The organism is Klebsiella sp. GW_Kp182, assembly GCF_040062275.1.
Classification (GTDB): domain Bacteria; phylum Pseudomonadota; class Gammaproteobacteria; order Enterobacterales; family Enterobacteriaceae; genus Klebsiella; species Klebsiella michiganensis.
This window is the reverse complement of the sequence record NZ_JBEAFQ010000008.1, coordinates 224463-243088: the sequence shown is the minus strand read 5'-3', so window position 1 is coordinate 243088 and position 18626 is coordinate 224463. Positions and strand designations below refer to the sequence as shown.

The 18626-nt window shown below is 59.4% G+C and carries 17 protein-coding genes and 1 pseudogene; 16 read left to right on the top strand and 2 right to left on the bottom strand.

Translation table 11 applies throughout. The features are described 5' to 3' along the window. Positions 1 to 46 precede the first annotated feature (46 nt). The 15 genes from ABLU88_RS11105 to ABLU88_RS11035 all read left to right on the top strand — a co-directional run bounded on the left by ABLU88_RS11105 (position 47) and on the right by ABLU88_RS11035 (position 17789). Positions 47 to 847: a DeoR/GlpR family DNA-binding transcription regulator gene (locus ABLU88_RS11105; protein WP_025106034.1), complete on the top strand. Its 801-nt coding sequence runs from the start codon at positions 47 to 49 to the stop codon at positions 845 to 847. A 109-nt stretch (positions 848 to 956) separates the two neighbouring features. Further along, positions 957 to 1646, top strand: a complete 690-nt coding sequence (alsE, locus tag ABLU88_RS11100) for a D-allulose 6-phosphate 3-epimerase (RefSeq protein WP_348836509.1) — start codon at positions 957 to 959, stop codon at positions 1644 to 1646. 11 nt (positions 1647 to 1657) lie between these two features. Beyond that, positions 1658 to 2599, top strand: a complete 942-nt coding sequence (locus ABLU88_RS11095) for a ribokinase (protein WP_348836541.1) — start codon at positions 1658 to 1660, stop codon at positions 2597 to 2599. Between the two features lie 36 nt (positions 2600 to 2635). Continuing rightward, positions 2636 to 3970, top strand: a complete 1335-nt coding sequence (fucP, locus tag ABLU88_RS11090) for an L-fucose:H+ symporter permease (protein WP_348836508.1) — start codon at positions 2636 to 2638, stop codon at positions 3968 to 3970. A 1-nt stretch (position 3971) separates the two neighbouring features. Then, complete coding sequence (locus ABLU88_RS11085; protein WP_032694034.1) at positions 3972 to 4361, top strand: VOC family protein; 390 nt, start codon at positions 3972 to 3974, stop codon at positions 4359 to 4361. 249 nt (positions 4362 to 4610) lie between these two features. After that, positions 4611 to 6167: a class I adenylate-forming enzyme family protein gene (locus tag ABLU88_RS11080; protein WP_348836506.1), complete on the top strand. Its 1557-nt coding sequence runs from the start codon at positions 4611 to 4613 to the stop codon at positions 6165 to 6167. Next, the gene (locus tag ABLU88_RS11075; RefSeq protein WP_348836505.1) at positions 6164 to 7765 is read left to right on the top strand and encodes a CoA-transferase; all 1602 of its coding nucleotides are present in this window, start codon (positions 6164 to 6166) and stop codon (positions 7763 to 7765) included. Before ABLU88_RS11080 ends, ABLU88_RS11075 begins: the two co-directional genes overlap by 4 nt. A 2-nt stretch (positions 7766 to 7767) precedes the next feature. Next, complete coding sequence (fabG, locus tag ABLU88_RS11070; RefSeq protein ID WP_032720110.1) at positions 7768 to 8502, top strand: 3-oxoacyl-ACP reductase FabG; 735 nt, start codon at positions 7768 to 7770, stop codon at positions 8500 to 8502. 11 nt (positions 8503 to 8513) lie between these two features. Further along, entirely contained in the window at positions 8514 to 9704 is a 1191-nt protein-coding gene (locus ABLU88_RS11065) for a thiolase family protein (protein ID WP_004105426.1), read from the top strand. 135 nt (positions 9705 to 9839) lie between these two features. Continuing rightward, entirely contained in the window at positions 9840 to 11177 is a 1338-nt protein-coding gene (locus ABLU88_RS11060; protein ID WP_049083522.1) for an MFS transporter, read from the top strand. Between the two features lie 13 nt (positions 11178 to 11190). Further along, complete coding sequence (locus ABLU88_RS11055; RefSeq protein ID WP_348836502.1) at positions 11191 to 12069, top strand: SMP-30/gluconolactonase/LRE family protein; 879 nt, start codon at positions 11191 to 11193, stop codon at positions 12067 to 12069. Between the two features lie 76 nt (positions 12070 to 12145). After that, positions 12146 to 13516 (top strand): MFS transporter, encoded by a 1371-nt coding sequence (locus ABLU88_RS11050; protein ID WP_023321586.1) that lies wholly within the window; start codon positions 12146 to 12148, stop codon positions 13514 to 13516. Positions 13517 to 13529: 13 nt separating this feature from the next. After that, a complete protein-coding gene (locus ABLU88_RS11045) occupies positions 13530 to 14705 on the top strand; it encodes a glycerate kinase (RefSeq protein ID WP_348836500.1) in 1176 nt (391 codons plus the stop codon). Beyond that, positions 14702 to 15859 carry a sugar diacid recognition domain-containing protein gene (locus ABLU88_RS11040; protein WP_025106025.1) on the top strand — a complete coding sequence of 386 codons (1158 nt, stop codon included), beginning with the start codon at positions 14702 to 14704 and terminating at the stop codon, positions 15857 to 15859. Before ABLU88_RS11045 ends, ABLU88_RS11040 begins: the two co-directional genes overlap by 4 nt. 280 nt (positions 15860 to 16139) lie before the next feature. After that, a complete protein-coding gene (locus ABLU88_RS11035; RefSeq protein WP_025106024.1) occupies positions 16140 to 17789 on the top strand; it encodes an OFA family MFS transporter in 1650 nt (549 codons plus the stop codon). 28 nt (positions 17790 to 17817) lie between these two features. Here the strand turns inward: ABLU88_RS11035 and ABLU88_RS11030 are convergent, their stop codons facing one another. Beyond that, a complete protein-coding gene (locus ABLU88_RS11030; protein ID WP_348836498.1) occupies positions 17818 to 18348 on the bottom strand; it encodes an AAA family ATPase in 531 nt (176 codons plus the stop codon). Positions 18349 to 18371: 23 nt separating this feature from the next. Here ABLU88_RS11030 and ABLU88_RS11025 point away from each other — a divergent pair. Further along, positions 18372 to 18455: pseudogene (locus ABLU88_RS11025) on the top strand (hypothetical protein); the annotation flags it as partial. Here the strand turns inward: ABLU88_RS11025 and ABLU88_RS11020 are convergent. Beyond that, positions 18448 to 18591 carry a hypothetical protein gene (locus tag ABLU88_RS11020; protein ID WP_254540090.1) on the bottom strand — a complete coding sequence of 48 codons (144 nt, stop codon included), beginning with the start codon at positions 18589 to 18591 and terminating at the stop codon, positions 18448 to 18450. The pseudogene ABLU88_RS11025 and the gene ABLU88_RS11020 overlap by 8 nt on opposite strands. Positions 18592 to 18626 lie beyond the last annotated feature (35 nt).

Here is an 18626-nt window from a genome sequence, read left to right as displayed (position 1 = left end):
CTGCGCAAGGGAAAGGTAATCTGATTATGTACTTCAGGAGAGAGCTATGTTGCCGCTGGAACGTCATCGTTTGATTGTTGAACTGCTGGGCCAACGCGGCGTGATGCGGGTGAATGAGATTGCGCAAGCGACTCGGGTCTCCAGGGAAACGATTCGCCGCGATCTGAGCGAGCTGGAACGGAAAGGGATCTTAAATCGGAGCCATGGCGGAGCGCTGGCGGCGGAGAACCCGCTGCCGGCGATCCGAGCGGCATCGCCCGCCCTGCCGGTCGAAGATAGCCAGGGAAGCTTTCAGCAGAGAACGCTGCTGCACAGCGAAGGAAAAATGCGCGTTGCCCGCAAAGCGCTGCAGTGTCTCCAGCCGGGACAGACCATCGTCCTGGACGGCAGCAGCACCAGCTGGTTTTTGGCCCGGCAGATGCCGGAGATGGCGCTAACGGTTATCACGCCCTCTATCCGCATCTTGCAAACGCTGATGAGCAGACGCTCGTTGCATCTCGTGGGACTGGGGGGCGATTTTTCCCCGACCGAGGAGGCATTCTTCGGTGAAACCGCCTCACGAACGCTGCGCGAGTACGCCGTCGATACGCTCTTTTTCTCCTGCCAGGGGCTGGAGCGCGATAGCGGTTTATATGCGGGTACGGAAGCCCACGCCGCCCTGTTGAAACAGATGATGCTGGCCGCCCGTCAGACCGTGGCATTGGTCGACGGCAGCAAGCTGGGGCGAACAGGCGTCGCGCGGATCGGCGGATTGGGCGAGCTGGACTGTTTAATCACCGAAAAGTTTGTCGATCCGCTGCTGGAAAAAGAGATGACCTGGCATAACGTCGGGCTACAGATCGCCTGAGTACGCCGTCATGACGTGACGGTGACTACGCGCATTGTCGAAACGCTGCTTCCCGCGGCAGGGCCAGACTTTGCCTGAAATCAGCCACTACCGGAATAAAAGAGGCCTTATGCGTTATTACCTTTCTCCCTCGCTCATGTGTATGGACATGATGAAGCTGGCGGAACAGCTGCACTTTTTAAACGGCAAAGCCGACAGGCTGCACGTCGACGTGATGGACGGGCACTATGTGAAAAACCTGGCGCTATCGGCCAGCTTTGTGGCGCAGATTCGGCCCTATACGTCGCTTCCCATCGATGTCCACCTGATGGTCGAAGAGCCCGCTCCGTTTATCCCGGCGCTGATAGAAGCCGGAGCAGACGCCATTTCACTGCATCCGGAAACCATCTGCCGCGAAGCTTTTCGGGTCATCAATATGCTTCGCCAGGCGGGGAAAGAGGTGGGGATGGTGCTTAATCCCGCCACGCCGGTTGAGAGCATCCAGCACTATCTGCATCTGCTCGATAAGGTCACGGTGATGACCGTCGATCCGGGCTATGCCGGTCAGCCGTTTATTCCCGAAATGGCCGCCAAAATCGCGCAGCTTCATCAGCTAAAAGAGAGCCGCAGCCTCAACTTCTTGCTGGAAGTCGACGGCTCATGCAACCGCAACACCTACCGTGAGCTGCTGGGAGCCGGGGCGCAGGTATTGGTGATGGGCAGCAGCGGTTTATTCCGCCCGGATATGCCGCTCGAGCAGGCCTGGGAAAAAATGTCCCGGGATCTGTCCGCCGCGCTGCACTCCCCCGAGCACGTATAAAGGAGCGAATGATGTCAGGAAAAGTCTGTATTTTTGGTTCATTCAATTTCGACATGGTGGCCAGAGTGGAGCGCTTCCCGGTGCCGGGCGAGTCGTTAGTGGCCTGCGGGAGCATGACCAGCGCCGGCGGAAAAGGGGCGAACCAGGCCACCGCCGCGCTAAAAGCGGGGGCGAATGTCCACTATATCGGCAAGATTGGCAATGATACCTTCGGCCATTTTGCCCGTCGTCATCTGAAGAGCGTGGGGTTTAACGCCGTGACGCTGCTGGTCGCCGAAGAGGTCCCCACCGGCAATGCGCTGATTTATGTGGCCGGCAACGATGCCGAAAACATGATTGCCGTCGACCCCGGCGCGAATATGACGGTGACCGATGATGAAATCGCCGGCTGCATTCCCGCTATCGGCTGCGCAGATGTGGTGCTGGTTCAGCTGGAGAATAATCTTTCCGCCATTGAACAGGTCGTTGACGCCGCGAAAGCAGCCGGGGCCTTCGTGGTGCTTAATCCCGCTCCCTGGCAGCCCGTTGAGCACGCCTTTCTAAGCAAAGTGGATTTGCTCACGCCGAACGCGACGGAGGCCGGGTTAATGACCGGGCGCCGGGTTGACTCTCTGGCGGCCGCGGCCGAGGCCGCCGATGCGCTGCATGCCCAGGGCGCGCGCAACGTCATTATCACCCTCGGCGCTAAGGGCGCCCTGCTGAGCGAGCAGGGCGTGAAATCCCCTATTCCGTGCTTTCCTTCTCATCCCCGCGATACCACCGGCGCGGGCGATGCCTTTAACGGCGCGCTGGCGGCGCGTCTGGCCTGCGGCGATCCGCTGCATAGCGCGGCCCGATTTGCGGCAGCCTACGCCGCCGTCAGCGTCGAAAAGCAGGGCGCATCATCTTTACCGGATTACCAGGAGGCACGAGAACGGCTTTTACGTGCCGCCTCTGATTATGAAATGGCTTAAACCCTACTGTATAAAAACCATTAAGAGGATAGCTCAATGAGTACGCTAATCACGGATAAGGTCGATAAAGCGGCGGTCCACAATGAAAAACTGGACGCCAGCGCGTATTTACCGCACACCCCCTGGCTGCAATTTTTACTGGTCTGTTGCCTGTTTGCGCTCTGGGGGATGGCGGGCAACCTGAATGATATTTTGATCGCCCAGTTTAAAAAGGGCTTCGATTTAACGGATACCCAGACGGCGCTGGTGCAGTCGATTTTTTTCCTCGGCTACTTCTTTGTCGCCCTGCCTGCGGCGGCGCTGATTAAGCGTTATTCCTATAAAGCGGCGATTATTATTGGGCTGTGCCTGTACGCCCTCGGCTGTTTCCTGTTCGTCCCGGCCGCGCAGATCATGACCTACGGCGCGTTCCTCGCCTGCCTGGGGGTGATCGCCTGCGGACTCTCTTTTCTGGAAACCTCGGCAAACACCTACTCCAGCCTGCTGGGCCCGATCCACTCCTCCACCCAGCGCATTAACTTTTCGCAGATCTTCAACTCGCTGGGCGTGATTTCCGGCGTGCTGATTGGCCAGGTGATGGTCTTCGGCGAAAACGATCCGAGCCATGAACAGCTGCTGGCGATGCCCGCCGCCGCCGCGGACGCCGCGCGCCATCAGATGGTCGGCCAGGTGGTCGGGCCTTATCTGATTATCGGCTCCGTGCTAGTGGTGCTGGCGCTGGTGTTCGTGTTTATTAAATTCCCGTCGTGCAAGGGCACGCCCTCTCAGCAGCAGCAGCTCCCGACGGAAAGCATGGGGCCTACGCTGAAACGCCTGTTTGCCATCCCGCGCTTTCGCCTCGGGATCCTGTCGCAGTTTTTGTACGTCGGCGCCCAGGTTGGCGTATGGAGCTTCACGATTCGCTTTGTGCAGCTCGTGCAGCAGGGCACCAGCGAGCACTCCGCAACCTACTGGCTGCTGGCTTCTCTGGTGATTTACGCCGTGGGTAAAACCGTGGCCACCTGGTTGATGAACCGCCTGAATCCGGCGCTGCTGCTCGGTACCTTTGCCCTGGCCGCCACCGCCCTTTTACTGGTTGCCGTATTCAGCAGTTCAATGCTGGCGGTCTATGCGCTCATTCTGGTCAGCTTCTGTATGGCGCCATGCTGGCCGACAAACTTTGGTCTGGTCATCAAAGGGATGGGGAAAGATACCCAGACCGCAGGCTCGATCGTGGTGATGTCGATTATCGGCGGGGCCGTTATTCCGCTGGTGATGGGCATTATCTCGGATATGAACGGCGGCAATATGCAAATCGCCTTTATCGCTCCGCTCCTGTGCTTTGTGTATGTCGCTTTCTACGGTTTCTGGTGCGTGCGTAAGGGGGTATAACATGCGCGAACTGATCAACACGATTGCTCATATTGGCTATCAGGTCAGCGACTTAACGCGTTCGCTTGCCTTCTATGAACCGCTGGGCTTTCAGCGCCAGCAGCGGTTTAGCAAACCGTCGCCGCAGGGCGCTATTGAAGTCGCGTTTCTTGAAATGGCGGGCGCCGTCCTCGAGCTGTACCAGCTTCCCGAAGGAACGCCTTTTGACGCCCCTCGCTGCGGTATCGATCATCTGGCGCTGGAAGTCAGCGATCTGGATGCGGTGCAGCAGCGGCTGGCGGCGCTCGGTTATCCGCTCGATGAAGGGCCGATTGAGGAAGAAAATGTGCGCTTCCTGCTTATTCGCGGCCCCGATGGCGAACGGCTCGAGTTCGATGCCTTTAAGCGCTAAGCGGCCGGGCTGATCCCCTTCTCCCTTTTAGGCCCGGTTAACACGGGTCTAAAAGTGGGCTTCCTCAGGCTTTACAAAAGCCTGTCTGCTTCCAGATTTTCTCTCCCCCAACCGGCCTCTCCTGCCTATTGTGCAATGTTACAAAATTGCTTCTGTTTTGTTGATTTTCTATTGTGAGCCATTCGGCAATTTCCTCTCCTGAATTTCCCCAGACTATTTCCAGTCAATACGCAATATCAGGAGAGACAAATGAGCAGCACCTCCGCCGACTTCCAGAATCTGTACCAGGCCCTGAGACACAGCGCCGCCCGCAGCCCGGATGCCCTGGCGCTGGCGTTTGAGGATCGGCGCTATCTGTACCGCGATTTTCACCTGCGGGTACAGCGAGCGATGGCGCAGCTTGACCAGGTCTGGTCGCTGCGCAAAGGCGATCGAATCCTGCTGGCCTGGGGGAATCATCCCGCTTTTTGCGAAGTCCTTTTTGCCGCGCTTGGTCTGGGCATCGAAGTGGTGCCTTTCAGCACTAAGCTTAAGCAGGCCGAAAGCGAGGAGCTGGTGGGCCATATCGCCCCGCGGGTCGTGCTGTTCGATGCGACCGTACAGGACTGGCTGAAAAACACCCCCGACGCGCGCGCGGTTTCGCTCAGCGAATGGCAGGCGATCTCACTTCCCGAACCGCTGACCCGCCAGCCGGTCCCGGTTAACCGCGACGATACGGCGGTGATGATGTTCACCTCCGGTACCACCGGAGAGCCGAAAGGGGCGATTATCACGCACAATAACCTGCTCTGCGCGATTGACGCCTATACGCAAAAACTGAATCTCACCGCCGCGGATAGCACCATTCTGGCGGTACCTATCTATCACATCACCGGCCTGTCGGCGCTGCTGGCGCTGTTTATTAGCCTCGGCGCGAGCATCTGGCTGCAGCACCGGTTCAACGCCCCGCAGGTGATCGGCACCCTGCGCGAACAGAACATTACCTTTCTGCACGGCTCGCCAACCATTTTTATCCTTCTCTGCCAGGCGGCGCGCGAGCAGAGCGCCAGTCATCCTGGCGATTTCCCCGCGTTACGCACGATTGCCTGCGGCGCGGGCCATCTGAGCGATGGACTGATCAACGAGTTAAAAACCCTGTTCCCGCACACGGCGATTCAGCCGATCTACGGGCTCACCGAAACGACCTCACCCGCGACGATTTTTCCGGGCGACGTCTGGGGCAGCGATAAATGCGGCAGTTCGGGCCAGGCGATCCCCGGCCTCGCCATTACGATCCGCAACGATCGCCAGCAGCTCCTCCCCGCCGGGCAAATCGGGCATATCTGGCTAAAAGGCGACGTGGTGATCCGCGAGTACTGGCAGCACAGCGAACGACGCCCGAGCTGCGATGCACAGGGCTGGTTTTGTACCGGCGACCTGGGCTATCTCGACGGTGAAGGCTGGTTGTACATAAAAGACCGCAGCAAGGACATGATCAATCGCGGCGGAGAGAAGATTTACTCGCTGGAGCTGGAAAACATTCTCTCTACCTATCGGGGAGTGCGGGAAGTTGCCGTCATCCCGACCCCCAGCCCGATCTATGGCGAAGAGCCGGTGGCGTTTATCGTGCCGGACGGCCAGCACCACCTGACCAGCGAAGAGATCCTCGGCTGGCTGAAGGTCAAAATCGCCCGCTTTAAGCTGCCGGCGCGCATTATTTTCACCCGCGTTTTACCGCGCACCCATAACGGAAAAGTGAGCAAACAACAGCTCAAAACGCGCCTCGCGGAATCCATCATCACGCTATCAACGGAGGATAAAAAGTGAGCAGCAAATTTATCGACGCCCATCAAGCGGCCCAGCGGGTCGCCAGCGGCGACACCGTCTGCACCGTCGGGATGACGCTTATCGGCGCGGCGGAGTCCATTTTAAGCGCTATCGAAGCGCGCTTTCTGACTGCTGGCGAACCGCGCGACCTGACGCTGCTGCATGCTGCTGGGCAAAGCGATCGCCAGCGCGGCATCCAGCACTTCGCCCACCCGGGTATGGTAACGCGGCTTATCGGCTCGCACTGGGGCCTGGCGCCGCGCTGGATGGCGATGATCAACAACAACGAAGTGGAAGCCTGGTGTCTGCCGCAGGGGCAGATCGTCCATCTCTATAGCGCGATGGCCGCCGGGCTTACCGGGCGGCTTTCCCCCGTCGGGCTCGGTACCTTTGTCGATCCGCGCATGGAAGGCGGGCGGATGAACGCCCGCACCCGCGAACGGCCCGATCTGATCGAGCACGTGACGTTTCGCGGCGACGAATATCTGTTCTACCCGGCCATTCCTCTGGACGTGGTCATTGTGCGCGGCACCCATGCTGATGAAGAGGGCAACCTCACGACCGATGAAGAGGTGATGAAGCTGGAAGTTCTGCACGCGGTTCTCGCCGCCAGACGCTATGGGGCGAAGGTGCTGGCGCAGGTGAAATATCGCGTGGCGAAAGGCTCGCTGCATCCGAAAAGCATCACCGTTCCCGGCAACCTAATCGACGCCATTGTGGTATGCGAAGAGCCGCAGATGGATCACCGCCAGACCTCCAGTTGGGACTTCGATCCGGCGCTGTGCGGCGATATCCAGCTTCCCGCCGCGCAGAACGCGCCGCTGCCGCTCGACCTGCGCAAGCTTATCGGGCGAATTGCCTGCCGCTATCTGACGCCCGGCTGCGTCATCAATCTCGGTACCGGCATTCCCAACGATGTTATTGGCGCCATTATTCACGAAGAACGGCTCGGCGAGCAGGTCACCATCACCGTGGAGTCAGGGATCTACGGCGGGCAGCAGGCGGGCGGCGTTGATTTCGGCATCGGTCGTAACCTGAGCGCGATGATAAGCCACCAGGATCAAATGCTCTATTACAACGGCGCGGGGGTCGATATCACCTTTATGGGCGCCGGCGAGATGGACCCGCACGGCCACGTCAACGCCACGCGGCTCGGCGCATCCTGCCCCGGCGCGGGCGGTTTTATCGATATCACCCAGAATGCCCGCCACGTCGTGTTCTGCTCCTCTTTTACCGCCAAAGGGCTGGAGATCGCCTGTGAACAAGGGGCCCTGCATATCCGCCGCGAAGGCGAGGTACGTAAATTCGTCGCCGGGGTGAATCAGATTTCTTACAACGGCGAGCTGGCCCGCGCCAAAGGACAAACCATGCATTACGTCACCGAGCGGGCGGTTTTCGAACTGCGCCCGGAGGGGCCGGTGCTGACGGAAATCGCCCCCGGTATCGATCTTGAGCGCGACATCCTGGCGCATATGGATTTTCGTCCGGCGATCGCCGCGGATCTTCAGATTATGGACAGTCGCTTGTTCACCTCGCAGCCCTGCGGCCTCGCGGAACATCTGTCCCGGAATTCATCCTCTGACTCACAAGGAAATTAGCTATGAAACTTGCCAGTAAAACCGCCATTGTTACCGGCGCCGCGCGCGGTATCGGCTTTGGCATTGCCCAGGTGCTTGCGCGGGAAGGCGCGCGCGTGATCATCGCCGATCGCGACGCGCACGGCGAAGCCGCCGCCGCGTCCCTGCGCGAATCGGGCGCACAGGCGCTGTTTATCAGCTGCAATATCGGTGAAAAAGCGCAGGTCGAAGCGCTGTTTTCCCAGGCCGAAGAGGCGTTTGGCCCGGTGGATATTGTGGTGAATAACGCCGGAATCAACCGCGACGCCATGCTGCACAAACTCTCCGAAGCGGACTGGGACACGGTGATCGATGTCAATCTGAAGGGCACTTTTCTCTGTATGCAGCAGGCCGCCATCCGCATGCGCGAGCGCGGCGCGGGCCGCATTATCAATATCGCTTCCGCCAGCTGGCTTGGCAACGTCGGGCAAACCAACTATTCGGCGTCAAAAGCCGGCGTGGTGGGGATGACCAAAACCGCCTGCCGCGAACTGGCGAAGAAAGGCGTCACGGTTAACGCCATCTGCCCGGGCTTTATCGATACCGATATGACGCGCGGCGTCCCGGAAAACGTCTGGCAAATCATGATTAACAAGATCCCTGCGGGCTACGCCGGGGAGGCGAAAGACGTTGGCGAGTGCGTGGCGTTTCTGGCGTCCGACGGCGCGCGCTATATCAACGGGGAAGTCATTAACGTCGGCGGCGGCATGGTGCTGTAAGGAGAAAAACGATGACACAGGCTAATGATATTGTGGTTGTCAGCGGCGTTCGTACCGCTATTGGCACGTTTAACGGCAGTCTTAAGCATACCCACCAGCACGATCTCGGGGCAGCGGTTATTCGCGAAGCGATCGCCCGCGCCGGGCTTGCGCCGCAGGATATCGATGAAACGATCGTCGGCAACGTCGGGCAAATCGCCGAAAGCGGTTTTATCGCCCGCATCTGCCAGCTGCGGGCGGGGATCCCGCAGGAGAGCACCGCGTATTCGGTTAACCGCCAGTGCGGCTCCGGGCTTCAGGCCCTGGCGGACGGCATGATGCAGCTGCAAAGCGGCCAGGCCGAGGTGGTCGTCGCCTGCGGAACGGAAAATATGACCCAGTTGCCCTACTACCTGCGCAAAGCGCGCGATGGCTATCGCATGGGCCACGGCGAGCTGGAAGATGGACTGATCTCCATCCTTACCTGGCCAGAAGGGCCTTATCACAACGGCATCACGGCGGAAAACGTCGCGCAACGCTTCGGTATTACCCGTGAAGCGATGGACGATTTCGCCTGGTCGAGCCAGCAGAAGGCGCTGAAGGCGATCGCTGAGGATCGCTTCCGCGAGCAGATTCTGGCCCTTGAGGTGCCGGACGGCAAAAAAGCGACCCGCCTGTTCGCGACCGATGAACACCCGCGCGATACCCCGCGCGAAAAGCTCGCCGCGCTGCGTCCGGCATTTAAAGCCGACGGTGTAGTGACAGCGGCCAACTCCTCCGGCATTAACGACGGCGCGGCCGCACTGGTGATGATGACCCGCCAGCAGGCGGAACAGCGCGGCTTAACCCCGCGCATGCGGATTCGCGGCTGGGCGGTCGCCGGCTGCGGCGCGGAGATTATGGGGTTTGGCCCCTCTCCCGCTACCCGGCGCCTGATGGACCGTCTCAATATGGATGTTCACGCCATCGATTTAATTGAACTCAATGAGGCCTTCGCCGCCCAGGCGCTGGCGGTGATGAACGATCTGCGTCTCGATCCAGCCCGCGTTAACGTCAACGGCGGCGCGATCGCCCTCGGCCACCCGGTGGGCGCCAGCGGTGCGATCCTGCCGGTCAAACTGATGTATGAAATGGCGCGCAGCGGCGCGCGCACCGGTCTGGTCACCATGTGCATCGGCGGCGGCCAGGGGATTTCTATGCTGTTCGAGCGCGAAGGCGCTTAGGAAAAGACGGCCCGAAGTGGGGCTTCGGGCCGGGCGTCGTTCGGGTCAGCACCCGGCGACAACCTGTGAGCTGACTAACGGGATCGACGCGATCCCGGCAAGGCTTCTGACCACGAATACGGGGAAATAATAACCATGTCCGCAATAAATGAAAAGGCGGTAAACGGGGCGCAGCTACAGCGCACCCATAAAAAGATCTACCGCCATTTGATGCCGCTGCTTATCGTGGCGTACATCATCAGCTTTATTGATCGTACCAATATTGGCATGGCGAAAGCGACCATGTCGGTGGATATCGGCCTTTCCGCAACCGCATTCGGCCTCGGGGCCGGGTTGTTTTTTCTCACCTACGCGGTGCTGGAGATCCCCAGCAACCTGTTTTTAACCCGGATTGGCGCACGGCGCTGGATCGCCCGCATCATGATCACCTGGGGGATCATCTCCTGCGGCATGGCGTTTGTCACCGGGCCTACGTCCTTTTACGTGATGCGCCTTTTGCTCGGCGCCGCCGAAGCGGGGCTCTATCCGGGCATTATTTACTACCTGACCCTCTGGTTTGGCCGCGAAGAGCGCGCTAAAGCCACCGGTCTGTTCCTGCTGGGAGTCTGCCTGGCCAATATTATCGGCGCGCCGCTGGGCGGATTGTTATTAAGCCTTGATGGAATGTCCGGCTGGCACGGCTGGCAGTGGATGTTCTTTATCGAAGGGCTGCCCGCGATAGCGCTGGCGTTCGTCGTCTGGCGCAGACTGCCGGATAAACCGGCTGACGCCCGCTGGCTGGACAGCAACGACGTGCAGGCAATCAACGCGGTACTGGAGAAAGAAGCCGAGGAGACGCGCCATACGCCGAGCCGTTTTTCCCTGAAAACAGCGCTCACCACCCGGGTATTTTTGTTGCTGGTGCTGATTTACTTTACTCACCAGTTTTCGGTTTACGGCCTGAGTTATTTCCTGCCGGGGATCATCGGTAGCTGGGGCCAGCTTACCCCGCTGCAGATCGGTCTGCTGACCGCCATCCCGTGGATCGCAGCCGCCGCTGGCGGGATCCTGCTGCCGCGCTTCGCCCGGACGGAGCAGCGTTCGCGCAGCATGCTGATGGCCGGATATCTGGTCATGGCGACCGGCATGGCCATTGGTGCAATTGCCGGTCACGGCGTGGCGCTGCTTGGCTTCTCGCTGGCCGCCTTCATGTTCTTCGCCATGCAATCCATCATCTTTAACTGGCTCCCCTCGATCATGAGCGGGCATATGCTGGCGGGCAGCTTCGGCCTGCTTAACTGCCTCGGGCTGTGCGGCGGCTTTCTCGGGCCGTTTATTCTCGGCGCGTTTGAGGACCGCACCGGCGCGGCAACGTCCGGCTTATGGTTCGCCGTCGCGCTACTGATCGTCGGCGCGCTGGTGTCTGTGTTCATCAAAAGTTCGTCATCCCCCGGCAGTGCATCGGCAAAACAGGCCGACGGCGAAAAAGCGTAATCAGGAGGTTCTTATGCGCATCGAAGTCTTACTGGATTTAAAAACTCGACTCGGCGAAAGCCCGGTCTGGGATGTCGAACAGCAGCGTCTTTGGTGGGTGGACAGCCTCGACGGGCGCCTGTTCGCCTGTAACGCGCAGGGCGGCGCGATTAAGAGCTGGGACGTGCGGCAGAAAATTGGCTCTTTCGCCCTGCGCCAGAACGGCGAAGACGCGGTGGTGGCGCTACAGAATGGCGTGCATCTGCTCGACTTCGCCAGCGGCGAGCTGACGCTACTGCACCATCCGGAAGCGGACCGGCCCTTTAACCGGCTCAACGACGGCAAAGTCGATCGTCAGGGACGTTTTCTGTTCGGATCGATGGATATGCGTGAAGAGGAGCCGAGCGGCGCGCTATATCGCCTGGACGCCGATCTGTCACTGCACGTGCTGAAGAAAAATATCATCGTCTCTAACGCCCCGTGCTGGAGCCCCTCCGGCGAGACGTTCTATTTTGCCGATACCTGGACGGGCGAAATCTGCGCCTGGGACTACAACACCGCGACCGGCGATCTCTCCGGAGAACGAGTCTTTTGCCGTGTCGATCGCAGCGAAGGCGGCGCGGCGGATGGCGCCACCGTGGACAGCGAAGGCTATCTGTGGAACGCGCTGGTCTACGCGGGCAAGCTGGTACGCTACACGCCGGAGGGCAAGGTCGATCGCATCATTGAGATGCCGGTGAAAAAAGTGACCAGCGTAATGTTCGGCGGCGAAAACCTCGACGTGCTGTACGTCACCTCAATGGCGCAGCCGCCCCTCCCGCGCTTCCCGGAAGATAATCAGCTGCGCGGCAGCCTGTTCGCCCTATACGACCTGGGCGTGACCGGCGTAGCGGAACGGCGTTTTGCCGGCTAAGCCAACCTCCGGCTCGCCGCGATAACAATAATACCCGGCGAACTGACTCTGACCCTGACACCAGGCGGCGCGCATCATGCTGTCGCGACGCCGCGGAGTAAACACGACTATGACAACAATCAATCACACACCTGCCGGCGAACAAGGTGGAAAAAAGCGGCTGATACATCGTTTCTCCTGGGTTTCGCTGCTGGTTTGCTGGCTAATCTGGGTGCTTAACGCCTACGATCGCGAGATGATCCTGCGCCTTGGCCCGGTCATCTCTAAAGAGTTTTCGCTCTCGCCGGAACAGTGGGGCAACGTCGTCGCCCTGATTATGGTTGCCCTTGCGGTGCTGGATATCCCCGGCTCCATCTGGAGCGATCGCTACGGTTCAGGCTGGAAGCGAGCGCGCTTTCAGGTACCGCTGGTGCTGGGCTATACCGCCCTCTCTTTTCTTTCCGGAATTAAAGCGATCAGCCACGGGCTAACGGCTTTTGTGCTGCTGCGCGTTGGCGTCAACCTCGGGGCCGGCTGGGGCGAGCCCGTCGGCGTCAGCAACACCGCAGAGTGGTGGCCGAAAGAGAAACGCGGCTTCGCGCTGGGGGTGCATCATACCGGCTATCCGATTGGCGCGCTGCTGAGCGGCGTGGTGGCAAGTCTGGTGCTTTCCGCATTTGGCGAAGGCAGCTGGCGCTACTGCTTCCTGCTGGCGCTGATCGTCGCCATCCCGCTGATGATTTTCTGGGCGAAATATTCCACCGCCGATCGCATCAACACGCTTTATCTGCATATCGATAGCCAGGGGATGACGCGCCCGGCGACCCAGGAAAGCAGCCATGTTGCCAAAGGCGAAGGGATGAAGACCTTTTTACGCACCCTGCGCAACCGCAATATTTCGCTAACGGCGGGCAATACCCTGCTGACGCAAATTGTCTATATGGGCATTAACGTTGTGCTGCCGCCGTATCTTTATCACGTCTCCGGCCTGTCGCTGGCAGCATCCGCCGGGCTAAGTATTATCTTCACGCTTACCGGTACCCTGGGCCAGATAATTTGGCCCTGGCTCTCCGATAGCTTTGGCCGTAAACGTACTCTGATCGTCTGCGGTCTGTGGATGAGTATCGGCATTGCGCTGTTCTATTTCGCCACCAATATGCCGCGCCTTATCGCCATTCAGCTATTTTTTGGCCTGGTGGCCAACGCCGTGTGGCCTATCTACTACGCCATGGCTTCGGACTCCGCCGAAGAACGCGCCACCTCTACCGCCAACGGCATTATCACCACGGCGATGTTTATCGGCGGCGGCATTTCGCCATTGCTTATGGGCTGGCTCATCCAGTTCGGTGGGGGGTGGGAAAATCCGGCGGGTTATATCTACGCCTTCTTTACCATGGCGGGATGCGCGCTGCTGGGGATGTTATTGCAGCTTATGACCACCGATAAAACGCCGCGCAAAGCGCATTAACGCAGGAGAACGCATGAAGATTGTTATCGCGCTGGATTCGTTTAAGGGTAGCTGTAGCGCGCAGGCCGCTTGCGCAGCGGTAGCACAGGGGTTGCGCCGGGTTGACGAGGGGCTGGAGCTGGTCGAAATGCCCGTGTCGGACGGCGGAGAGGGGCTGCTCTCGGCTCTTGCGGAAAGTCCGCAGCTGAAGGGCGCAAGGTGGCAGCAGCAGCGTTGCGCCTCGCCTTATGGTCTCTCCGTACAGGCCGCGTTTCTGATCCTGCCCGGCGAACGGGCCATTATCGAGATGGCGCAAAGCTGTGGGCTGGAGCTCACGCCGAAAGCGCAGCGGGATGTGCGCCTGGCCAGCAGCTTTGGGCTGGGTGAGCAGGTAAAAGCGGCGCTGGATGCCGGGTGTCGGCGTTTGATTATCGGGCTGGGCGGCAGCGCGACCAACGATGGCGGCATCGGTTTTGCCCAGGCGCTTGGCGCCCGCTTCTGGCGCGAGGACGGCACGCTGCTGCCGGTTCCCGCGGCGGGCAAGGACCTAGCGCATATTCAGCGCATCGATTTAAGCGCCATGGACCCGCGCTTACGACAGGCCGAAATACAGGCCTCCTGCGACGTCACAAATCCTCTACTCGGGGAAGATGGCGCCACCCGGGTGTATGGCGCGCAGAAAGGCGCGGACGAGGCGGCGCTCAGGGAGCTGGAGGCAGGTATGGCGCACTACAGTCGGCAGCTTACGCAAACGCTCGGCTACGACGTCAGCGAACGGCCCGGCGCCGGAGCTGCGGGCGGTATGGGGGCCGCGCTAATCGCCTATGCGGGCGCCACGCTGCGCCCGGGCATTGACCTGGTGCTCGAACTGCTTAACGCCGACCATCATCTTAGCGATGCCGCGCTGACCATCGTCGGGGAAGGCTGGCTCGATCGTCAGAGCGCCTTTGGTAAAGCCCCGGTGGGCGTGGCGGGCAAAGCGGCGCGCCACGGCGTACCGGTTGTGGCCCTTTGCGGCGGACGCGATGAGAGCAGTCGGCAATTGTATCAACACCATATTGACGCGATGTGGTCTATCTGCCAGCGCCCTATGCCGCTGGCGGAGTCGATGAACACATGCGAACAGCTCCTCGCCGACGCAGCGGAGAATGTTCTACGAACCTTTCTGAGCGGGCGGCGCGGAGAGGCACATAAGCGGATAACTGTATGATTATTACGACGGCGCTGGCTAATGAAATTGTCGCCCGGGCAATGGCGATAATTCATCATAATGTGAACGTGATTGACCATCATGGACAGATCATTGCCTCAGGTGAACGGCATCGTATCGGCGAGCAGCATGAGATCGCCCGTGAGGTGATACGCACCGGTAAACGCATTTGTATTAACAACACCGCGGAAGCCGCGCGTTTTCAGAATGTGCATCCCGGTATTAATCATCCCATTATCTATGACGATCGCGTGGTGATGGTGGTGGGCATCAGCGGCGATCCCGCAGCGATCAGCCGCTATGCTGAACTGGCGGTACTCACCGCCGAGCTGCTGGTCCGCCAGGCCGTGGAGATGCGGGAAACCAACTGGCGACAGCGTCTGCGCGATACCCTGTTTGGTCAATATCTTGATCAAGGCGCTTCGCCCGCCGGACAGGAAGCGCTGCATCGCCTGGTGGAGCTTGGCTTCGCTTTTGATGCGCCGCTGGTGCCGGTCGTGGTAACCGTCCAGGTCGAACAGCACCAGCTAAGCGAAATACTGAGTACGCTGCTGCGGGAATTCTCGCAGCTGTCCGGGGTAAGAGACGTGATTTTGCTGGGCAGCAATGAAATATTGCTCCTCAATACGCTGAGCGAATCCCAGGAAACGCTGCTGCGGGGCATCGAGTTTGTCCTCAGCAATCAGATCAGCCATTACCATATCGGCATTGGCGTGCAGGCGGACAGCGCTCCGGATATTCGCGAGGCCATCCGATTCGCCCGTTCGGTGATTGAGGTGGGGAGCAAAGTGCAGCCGCAGCGGCAGATCTACTACTTTCGTGAAATGGCGATGCTCTGCCTGTTCCGGGTGCTGGAAGACAGCTATATGGTCAATTTTTTTATCAATAACGTACGCCAGCTGCTTGAGCATGATTCCGGCGAAGTGCTGCTGGATACCCTGAGCAGCTTTATTGCCAATAACGCCGAGCCGGGCAAAACGTCGCTGCTGTTGGGGATTCATCGCAATACGCTCACCTACCGGCTACAGCAGATTAAAAAGCATATTCAGCTCGATCCGATGGTCTTCACCGACCTGACGCAGCTGGCGGTGTCGGTACACTGCTATCGTCGGCAGAACCCGCGCCAGAGCGAATGGATTGATACCTTAAGCTAACGTGCGGCGGGCGAGCAGGCCGGTACGCGCCCTCGCCACCTGGTACCGCGTATCACTCTGAGATCGCCGTTTATCAAAATAATAGCGCGCCCGGCGATTTTATCGCGGGCGGAGCCTCCGTCGCCGATGGCGGGCTTTTCGCCCCAGCCGTTCGGCGAAGCTTGCTCGCTTCAGTCGCCATTTTTGTACACAATTTAATCAAATGGCACCGTTCTTGCCTTTTATCTACGTTCCCCGACCGCAGCATTCGTCGGCCAATATCGATAAAAAGGACAGGAAAATGGCGCAAATGAATGAAAACATCGCGACCGCACCGGTCTCTCCCCTCCGCGATTTTTTCGCGAAACCCCGTATCATCGCCAGGCCCGGCTTTAACCGCTGGCTGGTGCCGCCGGCCGCGCTGGCGGTTCATCTCTGCATAGGTATGGCCTATGGATTTTCCGTTTACTGGCTGCCTATGTCGCAGCTCATAGGAGGAAGCGCGTCCTTGCAATGCCCCGTCACGATGTCGTTCTGGCAGCAGCTGTTTACCCGCGATTGCGACTGGAAAATCTCCATGCTGGGCTGGACCTACACGCTGTTTTTTGTTTTTCTCGGCTGTTCGGCGGCGCTGTGGGGCAGCTGGCTTGAGAAGGTTGGACCGCGGCTGGTAAGCTTTATTGCCACCTTGTGCTGGTGCGGTGGCCTGCTGCTATCCAGCGTCGCTATCTATTTCCATCAGCTGTGGCTGCTGTGGCTGGGGGCCGGGGTCATCGGCGGAATCGGTCTCGGACTGGGCTATATTTCACCGGTTTCGACGCTGCTGCGCTGGTTTCCTGACAAGCGCGGAATGGCGGCCGGGATGGCGATCATGGGTTTTGGCGGGGGAGCGCTGGTGGGCGCACCGCTGGCAAACGGTCTGATGAATTACTTCGCCGGTCCGGCCGGCAACGGGGTATGGCAAAGCATTCTGGCGCTGGCGGCGATTTATGCGCTGTTTATGCTCGCCGGTACCTTTGGCTATCGTCTGCCGCCCATGGGCTGGCATCCTTCGGGTGAGAAGGCGCAGAAAACGATCCGCAATAATCCCACGATCCAGGTGCACGTCCGCGTTGCCTGCCGCACTCCGCAGTTCTGGCTGCTGTGGATGGTGCTGTGGCTCAACGTCACCGCGGGGATCGGCATCCTCGGTATGGCTTCGCCGATGCTGCAGGAGATCTTTGCCGGCAAACTGCTGTCGCTCGATCTCAGCTGGCATGAGCTGAACGGCGAGCAGCTGAAACGCATTGCAACCATGGCCGCAGGATTTACCGGTCTGCTCAGCCTGTTTAACATCCTGGGACGTTTTTTCTGGGCATCGGTATCCGACCTGTGCGGGCGCAAAATGACCTTTGCGATCATTTTCTGCCTGGGCGCCGTGCTGTACGGCACGTTGCCGCTGGTGAATCACGGCGGCTATATCGCGCTGTATGTCTGCGCAATGTGCATTATCATTTCGATGTACGGCGGAGGCTTTGCCAGTATTCCCGCCTATCTGGCCGACGTCTTTGGCTCACAAATGGTGGGCGCGATTCACGGGCGCCTGTTAACCGCCTGGTCGGCGGCGGGGATCAGCGGCCCGGTTCTGGTGAACTATCTGCGCGAGTATCAGCTAACGCACGGGGTCTCGCCCGAGCGCGTCTACGATATTACGCTGATGGTCCTGACCGGCTTGCTGGTGTTGGGTTTTATCTGTAATCAGCTGGTGCGTCCGCTGACGGAAGAGCATGCGATGACCGCGGAACAGCAGCAGCAGGCGAAAGGACTGTACACCATCAACAAGGATGCCCAGCTCACGTGGGAGCCCCGCCCGTCCACGCTGCTGTTAACCGTAAGCTGGCTGGCGGTGAGCGTGCCGCTGTTATGGGGCGTCGGTACCACCCTCCAGCAGGCCGTGAAGTTCTTTATGTAGATTGTTGCCGCCGATGGCCCGGCGGCTTCTACGAACCTACCGGCGCGTGGCGATCGCATGACGCAATATGCTCAACGATCCGCTCTACCGCCTCTTCTGCGGTCAGCACCGAGGTATCCAGAGTCAGGCTGGCAGTGTGCCAGGGTTCGTAGTCACGGGTGATAACCTTTTGCCAGTCCGGCAGGATATGGCCGCGAATATCCGCCACTCGGTTTTCCACGCGATACCGATGCTGCGTTTGGTCGGAGCAGGTCAATTCTATCTCCAGAAACGGCGCGGCATTCCCGGTCGCGACCTCTCTCCAGGCCTGGCGGGTAATGGCTATAGGGTTAACTGAGTCGGCAATCACCACGTTGCCCAGCCTGAGGTTATCCGCGGCAATGGCGTACGCCGCCAGATATCCGGCCGGTCCTATATCGTGCCGTGTGACGGTTTCGGCGCGGATCAGCGCCTGTTCAATTGAATCAATCCGTAACCAGACGGCCCCCAGCCTGGCGGCCAGCAGGCGAGCAATGGTTGATTTCCCGGTACCGGGCAGGCCGCCAAAGATCAGTAACATCGATATCCCATTACGGCAGCGTCATGTTATTGCCGCTGGCGATGATTATTGGTGATTTTCCAGCTTACCTGACCAGGGTTCTTATTCAGCCAGGCATTATTAATATTCAATACTGGCTGAAACTGCATAAGCGGCATCAGGAAGCGTCTGCAGATAATAGTCATAGTCACCCTCCAGAATATCGTTCAGCGATAATGATACCGTCCCGCAGGCCGGATTGTGATAAATGGTGACGTTGCTCATAGATAGCAGTATCTCATGACAAAGTGAAAGAGAGA

Coding starts and splice junctions, on each gene's coding strand:
- ABLU88_RS11040 (WP_025106025.1), top strand. CDS start 14,702: ATGATTATTACGACGGCGCTGGCTAATGAAATTGTCGCCCGGGCAATG.
- ABLU88_RS11050 (WP_023321586.1), top strand. CDS start 12,146: ATGCTGTCGCGACGCCGCGGAGTAAACACGACTATGACAACAATCAAT.
- ABLU88_RS11060 (WP_049083522.1), top strand. CDS start 9,840: ATGTCCGCAATAAATGAAAAGGCGGTAAACGGGGCGCAGCTACAGCGC.
- ABLU88_RS11055 (WP_348836502.1), top strand. CDS start 11,191: ATGCGCATCGAAGTCTTACTGGATTTAAAAACTCGACTCGGCGAAAGC.
- alsE (WP_348836509.1), top strand. CDS start 957: ATGCGTTATTACCTTTCTCCCTCGCTCATGTGTATGGACATGATGAAG.
- fabG (WP_032720110.1), top strand. CDS start 7,768: ATGAAACTTGCCAGTAAAACCGCCATTGTTACCGGCGCCGCGCGCGGT.
- ABLU88_RS11095 (WP_348836541.1), top strand. CDS start 1,658: ATGTCAGGAAAAGTCTGTATTTTTGGTTCATTCAATTTCGACATGGTG.
- ABLU88_RS11065 (WP_004105426.1), top strand. CDS start 8,514: ATGACACAGGCTAATGATATTGTGGTTGTCAGCGGCGTTCGTACCGCT.
- ABLU88_RS11030 (WP_348836498.1), bottom strand. CDS start 18,348: ATGTTACTGATCTTTGGCGGCCTGCCCGGTACCGGGAAATCAACCATT.
- ABLU88_RS11045 (WP_348836500.1), top strand. CDS start 13,530: ATGAAGATTGTTATCGCGCTGGATTCGTTTAAGGGTAGCTGTAGCGCG.
- ABLU88_RS11035 (WP_025106024.1), top strand. CDS start 16,140: ATGGCGCAAATGAATGAAAACATCGCGACCGCACCGGTCTCTCCCCTC.
- fucP (WP_348836508.1), top strand. CDS start 2,636: ATGAGTACGCTAATCACGGATAAGGTCGATAAAGCGGCGGTCCACAAT.
- ABLU88_RS11105 (WP_025106034.1), top strand. CDS start 47: ATGTTGCCGCTGGAACGTCATCGTTTGATTGTTGAACTGCTGGGCCAA.
- ABLU88_RS11080 (WP_348836506.1), top strand. CDS start 4,611: ATGAGCAGCACCTCCGCCGACTTCCAGAATCTGTACCAGGCCCTGAGA.
- ABLU88_RS11020 (WP_254540090.1), bottom strand. CDS start 18,591: ATGAGCAACGTCACCATTTATCACAATCCGGCCTGCGGGACGGTATCA.
- ABLU88_RS11085 (WP_032694034.1), top strand. CDS start 3,972: ATGCGCGAACTGATCAACACGATTGCTCATATTGGCTATCAGGTCAGC.